This is a genomic window from Flavobacterium esculini, from assembly GCF_048284325.1.
GTDB lineage: Bacteria > Bacteroidota > Bacteroidia > Flavobacteriales > Flavobacteriaceae > Flavobacterium.
Window position 1 is genome coordinate 43,410 of record NZ_JBLVPI010000014.1, and the last position, 18,346, is coordinate 61,755.

Annotated in this window: 17 protein-coding genes; 4 read left to right on the forward strand and 13 right to left on the reverse strand. The window is 34.1% G+C overall.

Annotation, left to right across the window (positions count from 1 at the left end):
- Positions 1-7: 7 nt before the first annotated feature.
- Positions 8-697, reverse strand: coding sequence for an aspartate/glutamate racemase family protein (locus ACNQGG_RS12540; RefSeq protein WP_417964470.1), 690 nt, complete (start codon positions 695-697; stop codon positions 8-10).
- A gap of 213 nt (positions 698-910) precedes the next feature.
- On the opposite strand from ACNQGG_RS12540, the gene ACNQGG_RS12545 reads away from it, so the two are divergent.
- Positions 911-1,756 carry a transglutaminase-like domain-containing protein gene (locus tag ACNQGG_RS12545; RefSeq protein ID WP_417964472.1) on the forward strand — a complete coding sequence of 282 codons (846 nt, stop codon included), beginning with the start codon at positions 911-913 and terminating at the stop codon, positions 1,754-1,756.
- A gap of 27 nt (positions 1,757-1,783) precedes the next feature.
- On the opposite strand, the gene ACNQGG_RS12550 is transcribed toward ACNQGG_RS12545, so the two are convergent.
- The 4 genes from ACNQGG_RS12550 to ACNQGG_RS12565 all read right to left on the reverse strand — a co-directional run bounded on the left by ACNQGG_RS12550 (position 1,784) and on the right by ACNQGG_RS12565 (position 4,914).
- Positions 1,784-2,338 carry a hypothetical protein gene (locus ACNQGG_RS12550; protein WP_417964474.1) on the reverse strand — a complete coding sequence of 185 codons (555 nt, stop codon included), beginning with the start codon at positions 2,336-2,338 and terminating at the stop codon, positions 1,784-1,786.
- A gap of 9 nt (positions 2,339-2,347) precedes the next feature.
- Positions 2,348-3,268 carry a helix-turn-helix domain-containing protein gene (locus tag ACNQGG_RS12555; RefSeq protein ID WP_417964476.1) on the reverse strand — a complete coding sequence of 307 codons (921 nt, stop codon included), beginning with the start codon at positions 3,266-3,268 and terminating at the stop codon, positions 2,348-2,350.
- A gap of 69 nt (positions 3,269-3,337) precedes the next feature.
- A complete protein-coding gene (locus tag ACNQGG_RS12560; protein ID WP_417964478.1) occupies positions 3,338-4,348 on the reverse strand; it encodes an aldo/keto reductase in 1,011 nt (336 codons plus the stop codon).
- A 128-nt stretch (positions 4,349-4,476) separates the two neighbouring features.
- A complete protein-coding gene (locus tag ACNQGG_RS12565) occupies positions 4,477-4,914 on the reverse strand; it encodes an acyl-CoA thioesterase (RefSeq protein WP_282712533.1) in 438 nt (145 codons plus the stop codon).
- Between the two features lie 249 nt (positions 4,915-5,163).
- Between ACNQGG_RS12565 and ACNQGG_RS12570 the strand changes: the two genes are divergently transcribed.
- A complete protein-coding gene (locus tag ACNQGG_RS12570; protein WP_417964480.1) occupies positions 5,164-5,544 on the forward strand; it encodes a hypothetical protein in 381 nt (126 codons plus the stop codon).
- Positions 5,545-5,593: 49 nt separating this feature from the next.
- Here the strand turns inward: ACNQGG_RS12570 and ACNQGG_RS12575 are convergent, their stop codons facing one another.
- The 5 genes from ACNQGG_RS12575 to ACNQGG_RS12595 form a co-directional block, all read right to left on the reverse strand.
- A complete protein-coding gene (locus ACNQGG_RS12575; RefSeq protein ID WP_417964482.1) occupies positions 5,594-6,277 on the reverse strand; it encodes a 2'-5' RNA ligase family protein in 684 nt (227 codons plus the stop codon).
- Positions 6,278-6,291: 14 nt separating this feature from the next.
- Positions 6,292-6,852, reverse strand: a complete 561-nt coding sequence (locus ACNQGG_RS12580) for a TetR/AcrR family transcriptional regulator (protein ID WP_417964484.1) — start codon at positions 6,850-6,852, stop codon at positions 6,292-6,294.
- A 58-nt stretch (positions 6,853-6,910) separates the two neighbouring features.
- Positions 6,911-7,972: an MBL fold metallo-hydrolase gene (locus ACNQGG_RS12585; protein WP_417964486.1), complete on the reverse strand. Its 1,062-nt coding sequence runs from the start codon at positions 7,970-7,972 to the stop codon at positions 6,911-6,913.
- Between the two features lie 188 nt (positions 7,973-8,160).
- Positions 8,161-8,781, reverse strand: coding sequence for an HAD family hydrolase (locus ACNQGG_RS12590; protein ID WP_417964488.1), 621 nt, complete (start codon positions 8,779-8,781; stop codon positions 8,161-8,163).
- A 57-nt stretch (positions 8,782-8,838) separates the two neighbouring features.
- Entirely contained in the window at positions 8,839-9,789 is a 951-nt protein-coding gene (locus ACNQGG_RS12595; protein ID WP_417964490.1) for a phytanoyl-CoA dioxygenase family protein, read from the reverse strand.
- Between the two features lie 147 nt (positions 9,790-9,936).
- Between ACNQGG_RS12595 and ACNQGG_RS12600 the strand changes: the two genes are divergently transcribed.
- Complete coding sequence (locus tag ACNQGG_RS12600; protein ID WP_417964492.1) at positions 9,937-10,797, forward strand: AraC family transcriptional regulator; 861 nt, start codon at positions 9,937-9,939, stop codon at positions 10,795-10,797.
- A 175-nt stretch (positions 10,798-10,972) separates the two neighbouring features.
- Here ACNQGG_RS12600 and ACNQGG_RS12605 read toward each other — a convergent pair whose 3' ends face one another.
- The 3 genes from ACNQGG_RS12605 to ACNQGG_RS12615 form a co-directional block, all read right to left on the reverse strand.
- The gene (locus tag ACNQGG_RS12605) at positions 10,973-12,445 is read right to left on the reverse strand and encodes a serine hydrolase (RefSeq protein WP_417964494.1); all 1,473 of its coding nucleotides are present in this window, start codon (positions 12,443-12,445) and stop codon (positions 10,973-10,975) included.
- 79 nt (positions 12,446-12,524) lie between these two features.
- Positions 12,525-13,595 (reverse strand): ligand-binding sensor domain-containing protein, encoded by a 1,071-nt coding sequence (locus tag ACNQGG_RS12610; protein WP_417964496.1) that lies wholly within the window; start codon positions 13,593-13,595, stop codon positions 12,525-12,527.
- Positions 13,596-13,686: 91 nt separating this feature from the next.
- Positions 13,687-15,909, reverse strand: coding sequence for an AAA family ATPase (locus ACNQGG_RS12615; RefSeq protein WP_417964498.1), 2,223 nt, complete (start codon positions 15,907-15,909; stop codon positions 13,687-13,689).
- Between the two features lie 475 nt (positions 15,910-16,384).
- Between ACNQGG_RS12615 and dnaK the strand changes: the two genes are divergently transcribed.
- Complete coding sequence (gene dnaK, locus ACNQGG_RS12620) at positions 16,385-18,271, forward strand: molecular chaperone DnaK (RefSeq protein ID WP_417964500.1); 1,887 nt, start codon at positions 16,385-16,387, stop codon at positions 18,269-18,271.
- Positions 18,272-18,346 lie beyond the last annotated feature (75 nt).

The window sequence follows — 18,346 nt, forward strand, 5'->3', positions numbered from 1 at the left end:
TATATTTTTAGCTTACAGCAAATGCCACTGCAGCTGCCGAATGAATTATGGTGGTGTCAAAAATAGGAACGGCAATATCCTCTTGTTGAATTAATAATGGAATTTCAGTACAACCCAGAATAATTCCCTCAGCACCATTTTCTATTAATTTATTGATGATACTGATGTAACGCTGTTTCGTTTCGGGGTTAATGATTCCTTTTCCCAGTTCATGGTAAATGGTATCTTGGATAAAATCTCTGTCTTCCGACTCAGGTATACAAGTTTCAATGTTTTCATTACTGAGTTTAGAAGTAAAAAAATCCAGTTCCATTGTAAATTTAGTACCCAAAAGCCCTACTTTGGATAGCTTCAATTTTTTTATTTCTTTTGTAGTTTCAGTGGCGATATGAATTACGGGTATCGACATTTTTTCCTCAATTCGATCGGCTAAAAGATGCATTGTATTAGCACATAAAACAATTGCTTCGGCACCACTTTGTTGTAGGTTTTCACAGGCTTCGAAGAGCATGATAAATGTTGATTCCCAATCATTGTTGTTATTATTTCTTATAATATCTGCATAATTGAAAGAATGGATTATGCATTTGGCAAAATTGATGCCTCCCAGTTTCTCGTTTACTCCTTCATTAATAAGTTTATAATAATCAGCAGTAGAAACCCAGCTAATCCCACCAATAAGTCCCAATGTTTTCATCTCTTTTTATTTTTTTTTGTCGATTTAGAATCCTTTTTTCAAAACCGATCGTAATTCTTGTTGCGTTTATAAAAGTATAAAAAAAAGTATCACTTTTTTGGAATTGCATAAATAGATTCTGCCGGATTTAAGAATCTGATAAAAGCGAATATACGTTGAGATTAAATCAAACAATCGTATTTAGAGCAAGTTGTAAATCGGTACATTTACAAGATGAAATTTAAAGTATACAGTGAATTATCATACAAAGTCTTTTCTCCAACTACCTTTATTTTTAATATACAGGCAGCAAAATCAGCAAGCCAAATAATTATTTCGGAATCTATTATTGTTATTCCCGCCATAAAGTTTGAGGAATTTACTTTGAAAAATTCGGGTACTCGGTTTGTGAAAATGGAGGTAGAGCAAGGCCTATTTTTTACAATAATTTATCAAGCAGAAGTAGAAGTAGAACATACGATTTATGATGAAAAAGTACTTTTGAAATCCATACCAATTATCAACTTGGATAACGAAGTATTGCCTTTTATTTCTCCAAGCAGGCATTGCGAGTCGGATAAATTATCAGAATTTGCCCTAAATGAATTTGGATATTTGCCCAATGAGTATGCTAAAGCAAAAGCCATAAAGGAATGGATTTTCAAGAACGTCGAATACAAATCAGGCGTTACTAATTCCAGTACTTCAGCATGCGATACGTTGCTCGATAAAGTGGGTGTTTGTAAAGATTTTGCCCATTTAGGAATTGCACTGTGCAGAGCGTTAGATATACCGGCACGCTATTTTACAGGATATGCCTATGATCTTAATCCACCGGATTTTCACGCCTGTTTTGAAGCTTATATTGGTGGACAATGGTTGTTTTTTGACTCCACTAAATTAGCTGTTGCTAATGGATTAGTAAAAATAGCGAATGGGAAAGATGCTTCAGAAGTAGCCGTAGCCAGTTACTTTGGGAATGTTAATTGTACGTTCATGAAAATTGAATGCCATCCCACTACAACTGATTTCACACCTTTTAATTCTGAACTTGATACCAAAGCGATTTCGTATGAATGAAATTCGATTGCTTTATTTAAGAAGTTTTTAATCTAAAATTTTTCTGACTGTGATTTGGTTGTCGTCTCCCATTTTCCAGATTTCTCCAAACAGAGTGACGTTTTCTCCCATTTTAAATTCAGGATATTTCTCTCTACTTCCAAGGTTAGGAATACTAATCACAGCAAAATAAATTGCTCCTTCAGTTGTTTTTATTTTGGCAGTATAGCCATCTTTTCCTTTTTCGACAGATTGAACTATTCCGGTGATTTTAGCTTCAGCAATGTTTTTCTTTTTCAGTTCCAATATTTCTCTGACAGTAATTTGTTTTTCTTTTCCCATTTTCCAAACTTCTCCTTTCACAACTATTGTATCTCCAATTTCCGCCTGTTTGAATAATTGAGGATTGCTCAAATTGGGAATACTAATTGTTCCAAAATAAATGCGTCCTTTTGCATTTTCAATTGTCGCAGTGTAGCCATCTTTCCCTTTTTGAATAGCCGAAACTTTCCCACTAACGATAGCTGTTTTTCCTGATGAACATGATACGAAGCTTAATATAATCAGACTTAAAATACTTTTCTTTATTGGGAATATTTTCATGTTTTATGTTTAATTGAACGAGCTTCTAAATTCTAAAGGTGAAACATTGGTTTTACTCTTGAATAATTTGCTAAAAGACTGTGGGTATTCAAAACCCAATTGGTACGCGATTTCACTAACTGATAAAGAAGTTGTGGTCAAAATTTCTTTGGCTTTTTCAATTAATTTATTCTGAATATGCTGTTGCGTACTTTGTCCAGTGAGTGATCGGAGCATATCACTCAAATAATTTGGAGAGACATTCAATTGCTCTGAAATGTATAGAACAGTTGGAAGGCCAAATTCCTGAACTTTGGTACTATTAAAATAATCCAAGAGCAATTTTTCTAAATTACTCAACAAATCATTACTGGCATTTCTACGGGTAATAAACTGTCTGTTATAGAATCGGTTGGAATAATTGAGCAATAATTCAATGTGTGAAAGTATAACGTCCTGACTAAAACCGTCTATTACAGAACAATATTCGGTATCAATATTTTGCATAATGTACCTAACCATTACCTCTTCTCTATCCGAAAGGTGTAACGCTTCATTTACGGCATAGGAGAAAAATCCATAGTCCTTGATGCTTTTTGCCAAGGCATAATTTTGGATAAAATCTGGGTGAACGACTAACCATATTCCTGAAAGCGCTATATCTTCATCAACAACAGTCGAGATTACCTGACCCGGTGAAAAAAAAGTCATTATACCTTCGTCAAAATCATAATAGTTTTGTCCATATTTCAATTTACCTTTAAAATCCTTTTTGGTACAAATCGAATAAAAATTATAAATGAAACTTTTTATACTTTCATCAAAATGACATTTTATTTCACTCAGATTAATGACACTAACCAATGGATGTTTTGGTTTAGGTAATTCCAATAAACGATGCAACTCAGAAATGGAATTGATGATATACGGAGAATTGGTCTTTTTTTTCATGATCCGAATTATTAATTCAGTAGGAAAAGTGAATAATAAAGGCCGCTTTTCCTACTGAATATTATTGTTTTATTGATCGATAGCACCCATATTGGCAGCATCATAACGAGCACCTGTTATGGTTCCTAAAGGGATGATGGTTTCTAAACGGTTTAGGTCTTCAATGCTTAATTTAATTTCGGCAGCAGCATTATTTTCTTCGATATATTTCACTCTTTTTGTTCCCGGAATAGGTAAAATACCTTTTGAAATAATCCAGGAAATGGCTAATTGTGAAGGTGTTATTTCTTTTTCGGTAGCCAATGTCTTTATTTCATTTACCAAGGCAATATTTTTGTAAAATTGTTCGCCTTGAAAACGGGGTAAACTTTTTCTAAAATCAGTATCAGGAAAATCATCAGGGCTTTTGATATCGCCAGAAATGAATCCTCGACCTAATGGGGAGTAAGCCACAAATCCGATTCCAAGATCTTTAAGTGTTTTTAAAATTCCCGTTTCTTCTACGCCACGCTCAAACAAAGAATATTCTGTTTGTACCGCAGTCAAAGGGTGAATAGTATGGGCTTTTTTTATGGTCTCCGATGAAACTTCCGAAAGTCCGATGTGACCAATTTTTCCTTCTTTTACCAATTCAGCCATTGCTGCAACAGTTTCTTCAATAGGCGTGTTTGGGTCTAAACGATGCAAGTAATACAAGTCAATATAATCAGTTCCCAAGTTTTTAAGCGAACGCTCCACGGCTTTTTTTACATAATCCTTTGTGCCGTTGAATTGCCAAGTCAGTTGTTCTTTGTCATCGATTTCATAGCCAAATTTTGTGGCAATGGTATATTGATTTCTGTTTCCTTTAATGGCTTTGGCGACAAGCCTTTCATTTAGTAAAGGGCCGTATAAATCGGCAGTATCCAGGAAGTTGTATCCTAGTTCCAATGAACGGTGTATAGTAGCGATAGATTCAGTTTCATCTGCTTTTCCATAAACATCCATTCCTGCAATTTGGGTCATTCCCATACAACCCAATCCTACTTTTGGAACAAAAAGTCCTTGACTTCCCAGTTCGATTTTTTTATTAGTATTCATACTTTTTTATTTAATTGTGGATTTAAATTAACAATGCAAATGTCCGTACGATACTAAATTTAAAAGTAACTCAATCTCTTATAGTTGTATCCAAAATAAGGAAATTGGGTTTGTCTATTTAAATTCCTTTAAAGGTTTACAAAATCGTTGCTTTTAGGAAAAATACTCAGGGCTTCAATAGCAATTTCGGGAGTAGGAGAGGCTAGTTTTCTCAGTTTAAGATCCATCCAAGCGCCATCGACAGTGATGGTTGCACATAGTTTATTTTCTTCATTGATGAACTCATGTACAATCGACCAGCGGGATGCATCTGCATTTACTTTTGAAGTTTTGGTGTGCATGGAAATTTTATCCGAAAGTTTTATTTCTTTTCTAAACACACATTCTTCCCTAAAAAGGATAGGGCCAAAGCCTTGCGCTTGCATCACCTTCATTGTTAAACCAAGACTTTCCAAAATTTCGATTCGGTGCTGTGCACCAAAATCATAATAGGCACTGTGTCGAACATGAAAATTAGGGTCAAGATCAGACCAACGAAAGGATAATTCTTTGCTAAATGAAGTCATTTTTATGTTATTTTAGAATACTTTCAGGATTAAATTTTAGTAAAGCATATAGATTTAGAAAATCGAAAATACTAATAAAAAGGAATGTTATAACGGTAGGCCTTGTTTTTTAAGGCTTTTTTATGATAATGAAACAAAAGCAATTTGTTAATTTATTGCTTGTTGAAACGAAAAAATTAATGTGGCCTATCTTTTGTATTATAAAAAATAATTATTCAATTCCGGATAATAAAATATATCCTAAGAAAGATGAAAAAAATAATTTCAATGCTACTTATAACAGGTGGTTTGTATGCTCAAGAACAGGTGTTTAACGTTCAGCGGTATTGCATAGACGAGGAACCTTTCAAAAAAGGAGAATGTGATAGAACGGGAAACGAATATTCTTTCGTGTTCTTAGATACCAAAAAGAGCAATGTGGTATTCTTTCTTACTGAAATGAGATTAAAATATAAAATTGTTGACTCCGGTATTTTTCCTCTGGATAGGAATTATACGTTTTATACTTTAGAAAATGAAAATGAACAAGTAGAAATGAGAGTAAACCAGCAGCATACAAAAATTGAATTCCTGTATCCTAATAATCACATTTATTTGACGGTAGGGAAGTCTACTAAGGCAGTAAATTAATGGATTGTGTAAAAACGTAACTTGCAGCAAACTTTTGTTTGCTGCTTTTTTAGCTGGACTGAAATTCGTGTAATTCTTTGACAAATTGTTTCCGTTGGTACCAATCATTATAAACTAAATGATATTTTTCAACTTTGAATTTTCCGAAATCAAAATTCCGATACTTTTCTAAAACTGCAATCAACTTTTCTGTATGACTTATTTCTTTTCGAAATCGTGCTACAGTCGAATGAGCTGTATTAATAGAGTAGCGTTTGTCGATACTTTCCTGTAATCCTGAATTCGTGAAATTTGTTCTTAAGTTGTTTCTTAAATTGTCTAAGGAATTAGAATTAGTAAAACCCTGAAGCATTATAGCAGATGGGGAAGCAGTGACGCCTTGAAAATTAATTACTATATCCTGTATTCCAACAAGACTTTTTTCGATAATTGCAATATAATCGGGAGTCGAAATTGTTGCCAAATCAAATCCATCATAACAAGAAATAATTGATAGTACGGTGATATGAATATCCGAACTGGGATAATAATATTGATCCGGATCGATTTGCTTTAGTTCGTCTAAAAAGTCCTGTATGTTTTTTTTGGTTTGACTATCTGGTCGAATTAATAAAGTAATGCCAAATCTATGGTCTGAAAGCGAATCGATTTGATTGTCAATTTGATAGGTGTTCGTCACAATCTTTTCAATAGATTCGTTGTATAGCGCAGTATAATGCTGTTTTAAATCCATTTGTTAGCTTGTTTTTATGTTATCATGTCCCAAAGCAAGTCAAAAGTGTTATTGATAACGGTGTCTTGTTCGGGTTTTGAAAAGTCTTTAGCAACTAAATATTGATTGACGCTGAAAGTGTGTCCGCAGATGAGTGTAAAAATGAGTTCAACATTCATCAGCTTTATGATTTTGTCCTTTACTCCATTTTCTAAAATAACCATAATTGGTTTAATGTATTTCTGAGTTTCTTCTTCTGCAATTTGTTTTAAGTAAGGTGAAGAGTTGAATTGTTCCATGAAACGGAACTCCGTCTTGTGTTTTAATGCCCAATGAAGTGTAGCAGAATAATAAATTTTCAAGATTCCCAGCAACGATTTTTCGTCTTTAATTATCTCCGAAATGTGTTCATTCAGACGGCTTTTGATGTCAATATATAAGGCTTTGACTAATTCGTCTTTTGTTGGGAAAAAGTAAAACAAGGTGCCGCTGGCAATGCCTGCTTCTTTTGCAATTTTACTAGTGGGTGTATCGTGAAAGCCAAACTCAACAAATAGTTTGAGCGCCGCCGCCAGTAATTTTTCTCTCTTGTCCATTATTCAGATTTTATTTTTAGCAAGGGTAAATCGCAATATTCACTACTAATTGATAGGGTTATTTTACACCTTTCCACCATTGAGAAAATTGTTGTGTGGTATCTTTTAAGTTTACCTTTTCACCAATCATTGGTGTGATGAGGTTTAGGTTTTCTTGTTTGTTATTTTCGGTTATCAATTCCAGAGGTTCATACCAAGGATGATTTCCGAGCGCAAATTTTGAAGAATGGACGGGGAAAATTCGTTTGGCATTTAAGTCTTTTGCTGCTTGCAAAATTTCATCTGGCATCAGGTGAATGTATTTCCAACTCTTATCGTACTGACCGTTTTCTAAAATGGCTAAATCAAATTCACCAAACGTTTCCCCTATTTCGGCAAAGTGTTTATCATACCCACTGTCGCCGCCAAGAAAAATTTGCATGGTTGGTGTTTGTAAAACATACGAGGTCCAAAGCGCCTTGTTTCTAGTTAGTCCACGACCTGAAAAATGTCTTGAAGGAACTGTATGTGCCGTAAAACCTTCGTCCAAAACTATTTTCTCGTTCCAGTCTTTTTCAATGATTTTAGTGGTGTCAAAACCCCAATATTCAAAGTGTTCGCCGGTACCAAGACCGCAGATTATTTTTTTGATTTTAGGTTTTAGTTTTAAAATGGTTTTATAATCCAAATGATCCCAATGGTCGTGCGAAATAAAAAGGTAATCAATTTCGGGAATATCATCCGTTGTATAACGATCCGTTCCTTTGAAAGCTTTTGTTGAAAATGAAAATGGAGAAGCAAGACCACTTAAAACGGGATCAACTAAAATTCGTTTTCCATCAATTTGAATGTAGTAGGAGGAATGCCCAAACCAAACCAAAATATTTTCGTTCAGGTCTACATTCAAAAGGTCTGTTTTTTTGGTTGGAATTTCGTCAACTGGTGTAACGTTCTTATGTTGCCCAAAAAAGAACTCTTTACTAACGGTATAATAGCTTGCCCCTTCCGTCAGGTCAGGCGTGATGCTTTGGTTTTGAAAAGAACCGTTTTTATAATTCGGAGATTGTTTAATTCTTTCCAATCTTTTGCCTGAAGGCAGTTTACCAAATTTTACTTGTTTTAAATAGGATAATGCACTCATTATTAGTAAGATAATTAAATAAATTGAAATAAAGATACCTTATGTTACTGACTAATCAGTCAGTAAATGTAAATCTATTTTTTCAACTGGCAATAGTTTTTCAAAAAAAACATTTTATTGGATTTTTTTTCATTTCGAGTGTAAAATATAAATGCTTTCATAGGCTGCTCCCAAAAAGTTAGACGAATTTACAAATAATTTTGGAGTTGGTTGAAATCAGAAATTTTAGGGTTTTTAAAGTAATTGGCATATAAATTTAATTTGTCATAAAGGATTGCGTCAATTCCCAGTTCTTCGGCAGCAGCGATTTCCGATTCCGGATCATCGCCAATCACTACTACTTCAGAGGTATCATAATTGTAGTAATGTAAGATATTTTTAAAAACATTTTTCTTAGTATCATTGGTCATTACTGTATCTACAATATATATTCCTTTGAAATTTTTTTCTATCCCAAGTTGTTTCACCTTACTGTTTTGTAATTTGGGAAAACCGGAAGTAACCAAAAATTTATCGCACTGGATTTTAGTAACTTCATTGTAATCTGGAAATGGTTCAATCGTTTCATTATAAGTGAGCTCACTCAATAGTTGTAATGCATCTTTGTATAGTGATTGGGTCATTTTATATTGCTTGGCAACCACAGAAAAGGGTTTTCGGTTAATATCTTTTTTTAGGTTTTCCAAATCTCCTTCAAACTCGATTAGATTGATTTCCAGGAGATAATAAAGGTCTGCAAATAGTTTGTCACCAATGGATGGTGTTGAAAATATTGTATTATCTAAATCTAAAATTATCGCTTTTTTCATCTTTTCATTTTTTTTATTAAAAAACATGTGGCGATGGTTTCACCGCCACAATTGTAGTTACCATTTTTCAATTCCAAGAAGTTTTTTACCTAAATCGGAAAGCTCAGCAACAGGCTGTTTACTTTCACGGTTCAAAGGGTCTCCAGGAAAAGCATATCCTTCAGGTACATGTTTGTTTTTCCAGGCATCGATTCTCCATTGAAGCATTTCCTCATTATCTTCATCTGCAGGAATCATAGCAATATACTGCGCCATTCGGACTTTATCTTTGCTATTATTTGGTCTGATGCCGTGCGGTTGTGAGCTGTTAAAAATCAAAAGATCTCCTGCGTCCATTTTAACTTTTACCAATTCAAAACCAGTAGTGTCAGGTTTGAAATGATCACGGTCTTCAGGTTGTGTAAGTTTCCAGGTATCGTAGGTTCTGAACAGTTCAGGGATGCATTGAAAACCACCCATATTTTCGTCATTTTGGTCCGCTAATGCCAATACACCCTGAACATTTTGAGGCTTCGTTTCAGGATCATAATCCCAATGAATAAAACCTTTGTATTCATGCCCTGGACGAATTGGGAAGTTAAGGTTTGCACGGTCGATAGTAACCCACAGTTTTTCAGTTCCCCAAATATCGGCAAAAGCTTGGTGCACTTTTGGAAATTGACGGTTATCCCATAAATGCTGATGGTTGTATATTTCCACCATTCCGGTGTTGTTCAGTTCCGACATTTTCATCGAAAGTGTTGGCTTGTACCATGTTTCAGGATCATTTTGTTTTTTATCTTCATATTCCCATAAATAATTAGCCAATACCTCTGCCTGTTCTCTTGGAACTGCATTTTTTACGACTACATACCCGTTGTGAATCCAAAAAGCCCATTCCTCTTCGGTCAATACGCGCAACTTTTCCCCATTGCTACAGTCGCTTAATTTCACTTTACTGCTAGTTGCTACTGACGGATTTCCGGGAATTTCTTTATGTCCCTTATTTAATCCGTTGTTGGTTGTCATTGTCTTCATTTTTTTGATTCTTTAAAATTGATATAGCAAAGTTCAGGTTAATAGTGGTAGTTGGTGAATTCTAAAATGATGTATATATGCTCTGTGTTGACTATTTTGCTTAATTTTGTGTTTGATAACGGATAAAATGAAGCTATAATGAAAATAAAGAAAGAAGAAATCACGATACAGCCCGGAAAATCATTCCGCATTTTTACCCCTAGTTTGCGTAATTATTTTTTTTGGCATTACCATCCGGAATTCGAATTAGTCTATGTAGAAGCGATTGCAGGAATTCGCCATGTTGGTAAAAACATTTCAAGTTTTGTAGAAAGCGATCTTGTGTTAATTGGCTCCAATGTTCCCCACTTAAATTTTGATTATGGATTGCAAACGGAGTATAAACAAATTGTAGTACAGTTTAAGGAAGATTTTTTCCCCAATACAATTGTGTCCACTGCTGAGTTCGCCGATATTCGTGCGCTCTTTGATAAAGCTTATTTGGGTTTGTCTTTTTATGGCAAAACAAAAGAACAAGTTGTCATCAAGCTAAAAGAAATACAGCATAAGAATAATTTCAATTCTTTACTGGAGCTTTTTGAAATATTAAACATAATGGCTACCTCATCTGAAGTGAATCAATTGAATACGGAGGATACGAGAATTAAGCTGTTTATGAATGACAAAATCAGAATGGGAACCATATATGATTATATTCAGGAGAACTACGACAAAAAGCCTGATGTGAATGCTATTGCATCGAATGTACATTTGAGTACCGCTGCTTTTTGTCGTTATTTTAAAAAGCAGACGAATATGACATTCACTGAATTCGTAAATCAATACCGAATTACACAAGCGAAAACACTACTGCTAAAACACCATAATGTTTCAGAAGTTGTATATGCTGTTGGGTTTGAAAGCATGTCTTATTTTAATAAACTTTTTAAATCATTGGTAGGAGAAACGCCTTCCTCCTTCAAAAAAAGAGTGTTCGCTCAAGTAAATTCGGATAATTAATTTACTGTGTGTCTCTCTCGTGCCGAAAAATCAAATCTTTTTCATTTAAGAAATTGAAATGTTGGTTTGCCCCAATACATGACAGTTAGCTATTTTAAGTAACTAATTTGTTATGGGCCTGAGCGACACCCTCATACTTAATGTTGAAGCAGAGGGCTTTACGATTTTTAATGATTTAGGTTTTTGAAATTTCTTCCAATACTTTTTTCCCGTTTTCATTGTTTGGATCCAGTTCTATGGATTTTTTATAATTTAGAATAGCAAGCTTTTTATCTCCGTTTTTCAAATAGGCTTCTCCCAAACTATCATAGGTATTCCCTGATTTTGGAAATGCTTCTACATTTAGTTTGAAAACTTCTATAGCTTCTTTTACTTTTCCGGTTTGTAATAATTGATATCCTGCGCTATTCATTTCATTTTCATTGATAGCATAGCTATTTGAATTTTTATTTTCTTTAAAATATGTTAATCCAGACACAATTCCTTTTTCCAGAATAACGTCTACGAAAGCAGTAGCCAATGATTTTTTAGGTAAACTGTACGGTTTATTATAAAGGATATTTCTAATCGCTTTATTCATCTCATTTAGATTTGTACCGCCTGTATTATTTAATAAAACCACCAGATTTTTGTCAGACGGAATACGGGAAAGCAACGTGTTGAATCCATTTATTCCACCGCCATGCTCAATAACCATAATGCTTTCATTTTTTTCTCCATTGAAAGCCTTATTGATGAACCATCCGTAACCATAATGTCCTGGCCCTGCAGGGATATAGGAATTAAATAAGAGCTCTTTATTTTTTTTCGAAAGTAACTGTTCTGTGTAAAGCGCTTGATCCCATAGATATAAATCATCTACAGTGGAATACAAAGAACCCGCAGCGTAGGGTATAGATAAATCAAGATAACTGGCATTGCTGTAGTTTTTATCGTTTTTCTCATAACCTGAAGCTCTGTTTTTCAGAATCGTTTCATGGTGATCGAATCCAGTATTATTCATTTTGATTGGCGTAAGAATATTGTCTTGTAAACATTGCTCATAGGTTTTACCGGAGGCTTTCTCTATGATGTAACCCAATAAAAAATAACCGGAATTGCTGTATGCAAATTTTTCGCCTGGTGTAAACTCGAGCGGTAGGTCAGCAAATTTTTTTACAAATGCTTCCGGGCTGTACGGATTGATACTTAAATCTTTCACGAAATTTGGAAACGAAGTATAATTAGGGATTCCAGATGTATGCGTCAGTAAATGATGAATAGTGATTTTATCGCCCGAAACTTTAGGATAATCAGGTAGATACGTTGCAATAGGAGCGTCCAACTTTAATTTTCCTTGCTCGACTAATTGAAGTATCAGCATGGAAGTAAACTGTTTGGTAACGGAGCCCAAGCGGTGTTTGGTATCCGGTTGATTTGGAATATTCCATTCCATGTTTGCCATTCCGAAACCTTTTTTATAAATAACTTTCCCTGCATCAGCGACAAGGATAGAACCGTTAAACTGCCCGTATTCCGAATATAGATTCATTAATTTATCGATTTGTTCTGTTTTGGTTTGCCCAAAGGAAACCGGTATTGTAATTAGCTGGATGAATAGACCAATTAGGATTGTCTTTACTGCAAAATGCTTGGAACGTTGTTTCATGATGATTGTTGGTTTTAGTGATTGATGTTTTTTTTGTTCTTTTTGTCTGTTGTTGCAAATTTTGTTTGTCCGTCACAGGCTAGTGTTTATATTCCGAATAATTAATAAATGTTTTTCCATCGTAAAGATAGAGTCCAGTTTCTCTCGTACCCACCCAAAGATTTCCAGTTTTATCTTCCAAAATTGCCCAAATCCCCTGATTGATTAGTCCATCTTTTATTGTAAAACAAGTGAAAGATTTTCCATCGTAACGGCAAATGCCACCACCGCCACCAAACCAAATATTTTCGTTTTTGTCTTCTATAATTCGCATAACCGAATCACTTAGCAAGCCATTGCTTTTTGCAAAACTTGTAAATGATTTTCCATCATAACGGTAAGCACCGCTCCAATTGCTAAACCAAATATTTCCGTTCTTGTCTTGCAATGCGGGCCAAGCCCAATTGTCGCCATTTGGTTTAAGATTGGTTATAGATTTTCCATCGTAACGAAACACACCCTTATTACCCCGTCCTCCAAACCAAATGTTACCAGCTTTATCTTCTAAAATATATTCCACGTTATTGTTACTGCTCATATAGCCAACTCCATCCTCATTAATTATAAACGGAGTAAAGGATTTGCCATCGTAGATGTAAACACCATCAATTGTTGCGAACCATAGTTTTCCGCTTTTGTCCTGCATGATACTGAATACCTCCTGCGTTTTTTTAAACTTGTTGGGAGGTAGGTTTTTTCGTAAAGGAATCTGGATTTTAGCAAATGTTTTACCATCGTAAAGACAAACTCCCGCTGGAGTACCTATCCAAATTTTACCATCTTTATCTTCTAAAATGGCATTAATATTATTACTGTTTAGTCCATCGGTCAGTAAAAATCGGGTAAAGGTTTTTCCGTCATATTTGTAAAGACCATTTTCTGTGGTGCCAAACCAAAGGTTACCGGCTTTGTCCTGCAGCGCAGATTGTACATTGCCATATTTAGGCGAGCCTATGGTTTTTATAAGTTTGGGATGTGCAACAGATAGTATGTTTGATTCATTTCCCTTTTCTTTTGGTACGTCTTTTTTAGCGGGTCCGTTACAGGCAGTCCCAACAATTAGTATTGTCAGAAAAGCAAAAACTCGCCTTTGTGATAAATATTTTTTCATTGTTCAAATTGGTATTGCCGTTTTTTATCTATTTGTTGGTTTGGGTGTCGATGTGTAATGGTTGCTAAACTGCTGTTATGCCTTCGTGCTTTTATTTTTTTATCATTTTTTTATAATGTGCTTCATAACCTGCAATCTTGAAAAGTTGAGAAAAAGCATCTTTAAAGTCTTGATAGTTAAATTCTTTATAGTCAAAAATATTTTGTCCTAATGAATGTGATTCTCTGTTTATGTATCTGTAAAATGCCTGAAACCTATTATTGTTCAAAGGTTCTTGAAGGAAAAAGTTATTTAAGTCTTTCTTTTCGACAAAATTAAAGAAATATTCAATTATGTTTCTCATGCAGTTAGCTATCAATGCTGGATGTTGCGATTCATCTTTTATTATAAACCAATATGCTTGATAATCATTTTGAATCTCTTCGTAACTCATTGAAGAAAAGGAACTGCCATTTTCGTTTTTTGAAAGACGAAAAAGATTTTGTGTTTCTTTTCTTTCATCATGTTTTGTTTCGGTAATCTCATAAAAAAAATACAAACTGTGTGTTAAGATGAAAACCTGTTCATATTTATATTTCCACTCTACAATTTTCTCTCCCGTTTCTTTATCTTTTTTATTTTCCTTTTTTCCGAAAAATTCATTTTTGATAAGTCTTCCAATATTAAAAACGTAAATGTGAGATAAACTTGAAATTGGGTCGTCAATTACGATGATTTTCTTTTTCCCAGTTTCTGTTGCTTCTTTCTTTCCTCTACATAACTCTATAAAGTAAAGGAAGCTAATAATCATTTTTTCTCCTTCACTTAATGAACGAAAAACTTTGTCTTCATTTTCTCCACGTACTATTTTATAGTGGTTTTCAGAATGTTTTTTGATTTCAAAATCTGTAATACCTAAATCAATCAAACCACTTTTTATATTAGCAACAGCTTCTTCGATATTTATAGTTTGTTTTTGCTGTTCAGCAATAATTGCGTTTTGAGCAATAATTTTTGTTGAAATTTCTTTTAACGAAACTACTAAAGAATCTGTTTTACTTTTTGAGGTCAATTTTTCTGTAGCAATAGAACTAATTTTATGGTCATAATCCCAACGCATTATTTCCCAAAAAGTTTTTTTAATAGTTTTTTTTACTGTTTCTTTTTGGTCAATATTATTATTGTGTTCAGCAATAAGCAAGTTGATTTTTGTAATAATATCGTTTAGTTCCTGCAATGATTCAGAGGAATTATTAAGAGTAATAGAAACGCTTGGCGTTTTTATTTTATCTTCAATAAGTTTTTTATTGTCTTCAACAACTTTTAAAAACGCATTGTATTTAATTTCAAAGTCCTTTTTGTAATTTTCAAACTTGGGATTTGCTTCAAAATTTGATTTACTTGGGATTTCTTGAATAGATTTTGAATATTCCTCTAAAAAAGATTTCAATGAATTTACGTCTGTTTCGTATGCTACATCAAAATAATTTTTTATGCTTTCAATTAGTTCATTTGAAATAGTTCTTTGTTGGCAAAAAGGGCAGATTGTATTTTCTTGAGTTTGTATTTCTGGTAAAAAAAGTAAACCTGTTTTTACCCAATCTGAATTACCAAGTACTTTGATTAATCGTGAAACAGAACTATTTTCATTACCTACAATTTGGTCGTTAAACAAACTTTCGTTTTCTACCCCTTGTGATGAAAAAGTAATTTGTGATAAAATAGCAAATTTTTGAGCGTTGTCGCCTGAAATTGATTGTAAATCACTTTTTAAATCGTCTATATTTTTTGTGGGTTTTACAGTTGGTTTGCTTAAACCAATAATTTGATTGAATAAACTATCTTTTGAACCTTTGTATCCTTCTAAACAAAATTCGAGAACTCTGTCGCCTCCACTATAATCTGTCTTAATTTTCCAAACAGAATCTTTTGCAGTATTTTCTTTTTGGTTAATTGACGACTTTTCAGTTTCAAGTTCTTTACTTTTCGCTTCTTCTTCAATTTTTAGCGTTGAAATTTCCTTTAATGCATTGGTAATGTTCGTTTCTGCAACTTTATTTTCTTTTGAAAGTGTAAAAATTCCTTTTAGATTTTCAGGTTCAAAAAAGTTTTCTAAAATAAATTTTTGATTGTAAACAAGTATTTCGTGGCTTTCGTCTAATCCTTCAATTGAACAATTTTTATATTTTTCGTCAGAGCTTTGATGTAAATAATTTGATAAGGTGCTTTTCCCTGTACCGTTTAAACCATAAATAAGATTTACATTTTTATCGGTTTCCAAAGCTGTAGAACTTTTGTAACTGGCTACATTATTTAGGTTTAATTTTGTAATCATTTCAAATTTGTATTTCGTTTAGCGGTGTCGTTTTTTAGCATGAGGCATAACTTGCATATAATAGCTACAAACTAGCTCATATCCATCCAAAATCAGGTTACTTTGCGCTACAAATAGTATTCTATATGTTCTGCTAATGTAGTTTATTTATTACGAATTATTGGTATTGAAATTGGTAAAGTAATCGAATAGAAACAAATGAAGTTAGGAATCAGATTTCCTAGCCCCGATAGTAGCGGCATCCTTTATGTTCTTTCTTTAAGAACATAAAGATACAGCGGAGAGCGGGAAGTAGCTCCATATTCCGACTTCCGCCAGAATGACAAACCCTCTGAAATGTCATCTTGTCAGATTTTTTTACGCCAATTTTAACATAAACTGACAATTTAAGGACGTGTATTGCATTGGCACAAAGATTGACTTATTGACTTCGAGCTATTAAAATGAGTATATAATAAAATTAAATATATTAAAAATGGGTAAAATAATCGGAATTGATTTAGGTACAACAAACTCTTGTGTTTCTGTAATGGAAGGTAATGAAGCAGTAGTTATCCCTAATGCTGAAGGAAAAAGAACAACGCCATCTATCATTGCATTTGTAGAAGGTGGAGAAATTAAAGTAGGAGATCCTGCTAAGAGACAAGCGGTAACTAATCCAACTAAGACTATTGCTTCTATCAAACGTTTTATGGGTCATTCTTTTTCTGAAGTTTCGGCTGAAGCAAAAAGAGTTTCTTACAAAGTAGTAAAAGGGGACAACAATACACCACGTGTTGATATTGATGGTCGTTTATACTCTGCACAAGAATTGTCAGCAATGACACTTCAAAAAATGAAAAAAACTGCTGAAGACTATTTAGGTCAAACAGTTACTGAAGCAGTTATTACTGTTCCTGCTTACTTTAATGATGCACAACGTCAAGCTACGAAAGAAGCTGGAGAAATTGCGGGTCTTAAAGTTATGCGTATTATCAACGAACCTACAGCTGCAGCTTTGGCATATGGTCTTGATAAAAAAGGTAAAGATCAAAAAATTGCTGTTTACGATTTAGGTGGAGGTACATTTGATATTTCTGTTCTTGAATTAGGAGACGGAGTTTTTGAAGTATTGTCTACAAACGGAGATACTCACTTAGGTGGGGATGATTTTGACCACGAAATTATTGACTGGTTAGCTGCTGAATTTTTAACTGAAGAAGGTATTGATTTACGTTTAGATCCAATGTCTTTGCAACGTTTGAAAGAAGCTGCTGAGAAAGCAAAAATTGAATTGTCTTCTTCAACTGAAACTGAAATCAACTTACCTTACGTAACTGCTACAGCTTCAGGACCAAAACACTTAGTTAAAAAATTAACTAGAGCTCAATTTGAAAAATTAACTGATTCATTAGTAAAACGTTCTATGGCACCAGTTGCTAAAGCGTTGAAAGATGCAGGTTTATCTGTTTCTGATATTGACGAAGTTATTCTTGTAGGAGGTTCTACTCGTATGCCAAGAATTGCTGACGAAGTGGAGAAATTCTTTGGTAAAAAAGCGTCTAAAGGAGTTAATCCTGATGAGGTTGTTGCTATTGGAGCAGCTATTCAAGGTGGAGTTCTTTCTGGAGATGTAAAAGATGTATTGTTACTTGATGTTACACCTTTATCTTTAGGTATCGAAACTATGGGTGGTGTTATGACAACTCTTATTGAGTCTAATACAACTATTCCAACTAAAAAATCTCAAGTTTTCTCTACAGCTGCAGATTCTCAACCAACAGTTGAAATCCACGTTTTACAAGGAGCTAGAGCAATGGCTGCGGATAACAAAACTATCGGTCGTTTCCATTTAGATGGTATTCCACCAGCACCAAGAGGTGTTCCACAAATTGAAGTAACTTTTGATATTGATGCTAATGGTATCATCAAAGTTTCGGCAACTGACAAAGGAACAGGTAAATCTCATGATATTCGTATCGAAGCTTCTTCTGGTTTAACTGCTGAAGAAATCGAAAGAATGAAAAAAGATGCAGAAGCTAATGCTGATGCTGACAAAATTGCAAGAGAAAGAGCTGAAAAATTGAACGAAGCTGACGGAATGATCTTCCAAACTGAAACTCAATTGAAAGAATTAGGTTCTAAATTATCTGATGAAAACAAAGTTGCTGTAGAATATGCATTAACTGAATTGAGAATGGCTCACCAATCTCAAGACATTCCTGCAATTCAAACGGCTCTTGACAACATCAATGCTGCTTGGAAAAAAGCAACTGAAGCGATGTATGCTCAAGGAGAACAAGGTCAAGGTGAAGCACAGCCTCAAGGGGATGCTGCTCAAGGAGACAATGTTGAAGACGTTGAATTCGAAGAAGTAAAATAATAATTTCCTGTACTGTAGAGACGCGATTTATCGCGTCTTTGCAATGGTATAAAGAAAACCGTTCGCCTTTGGTGA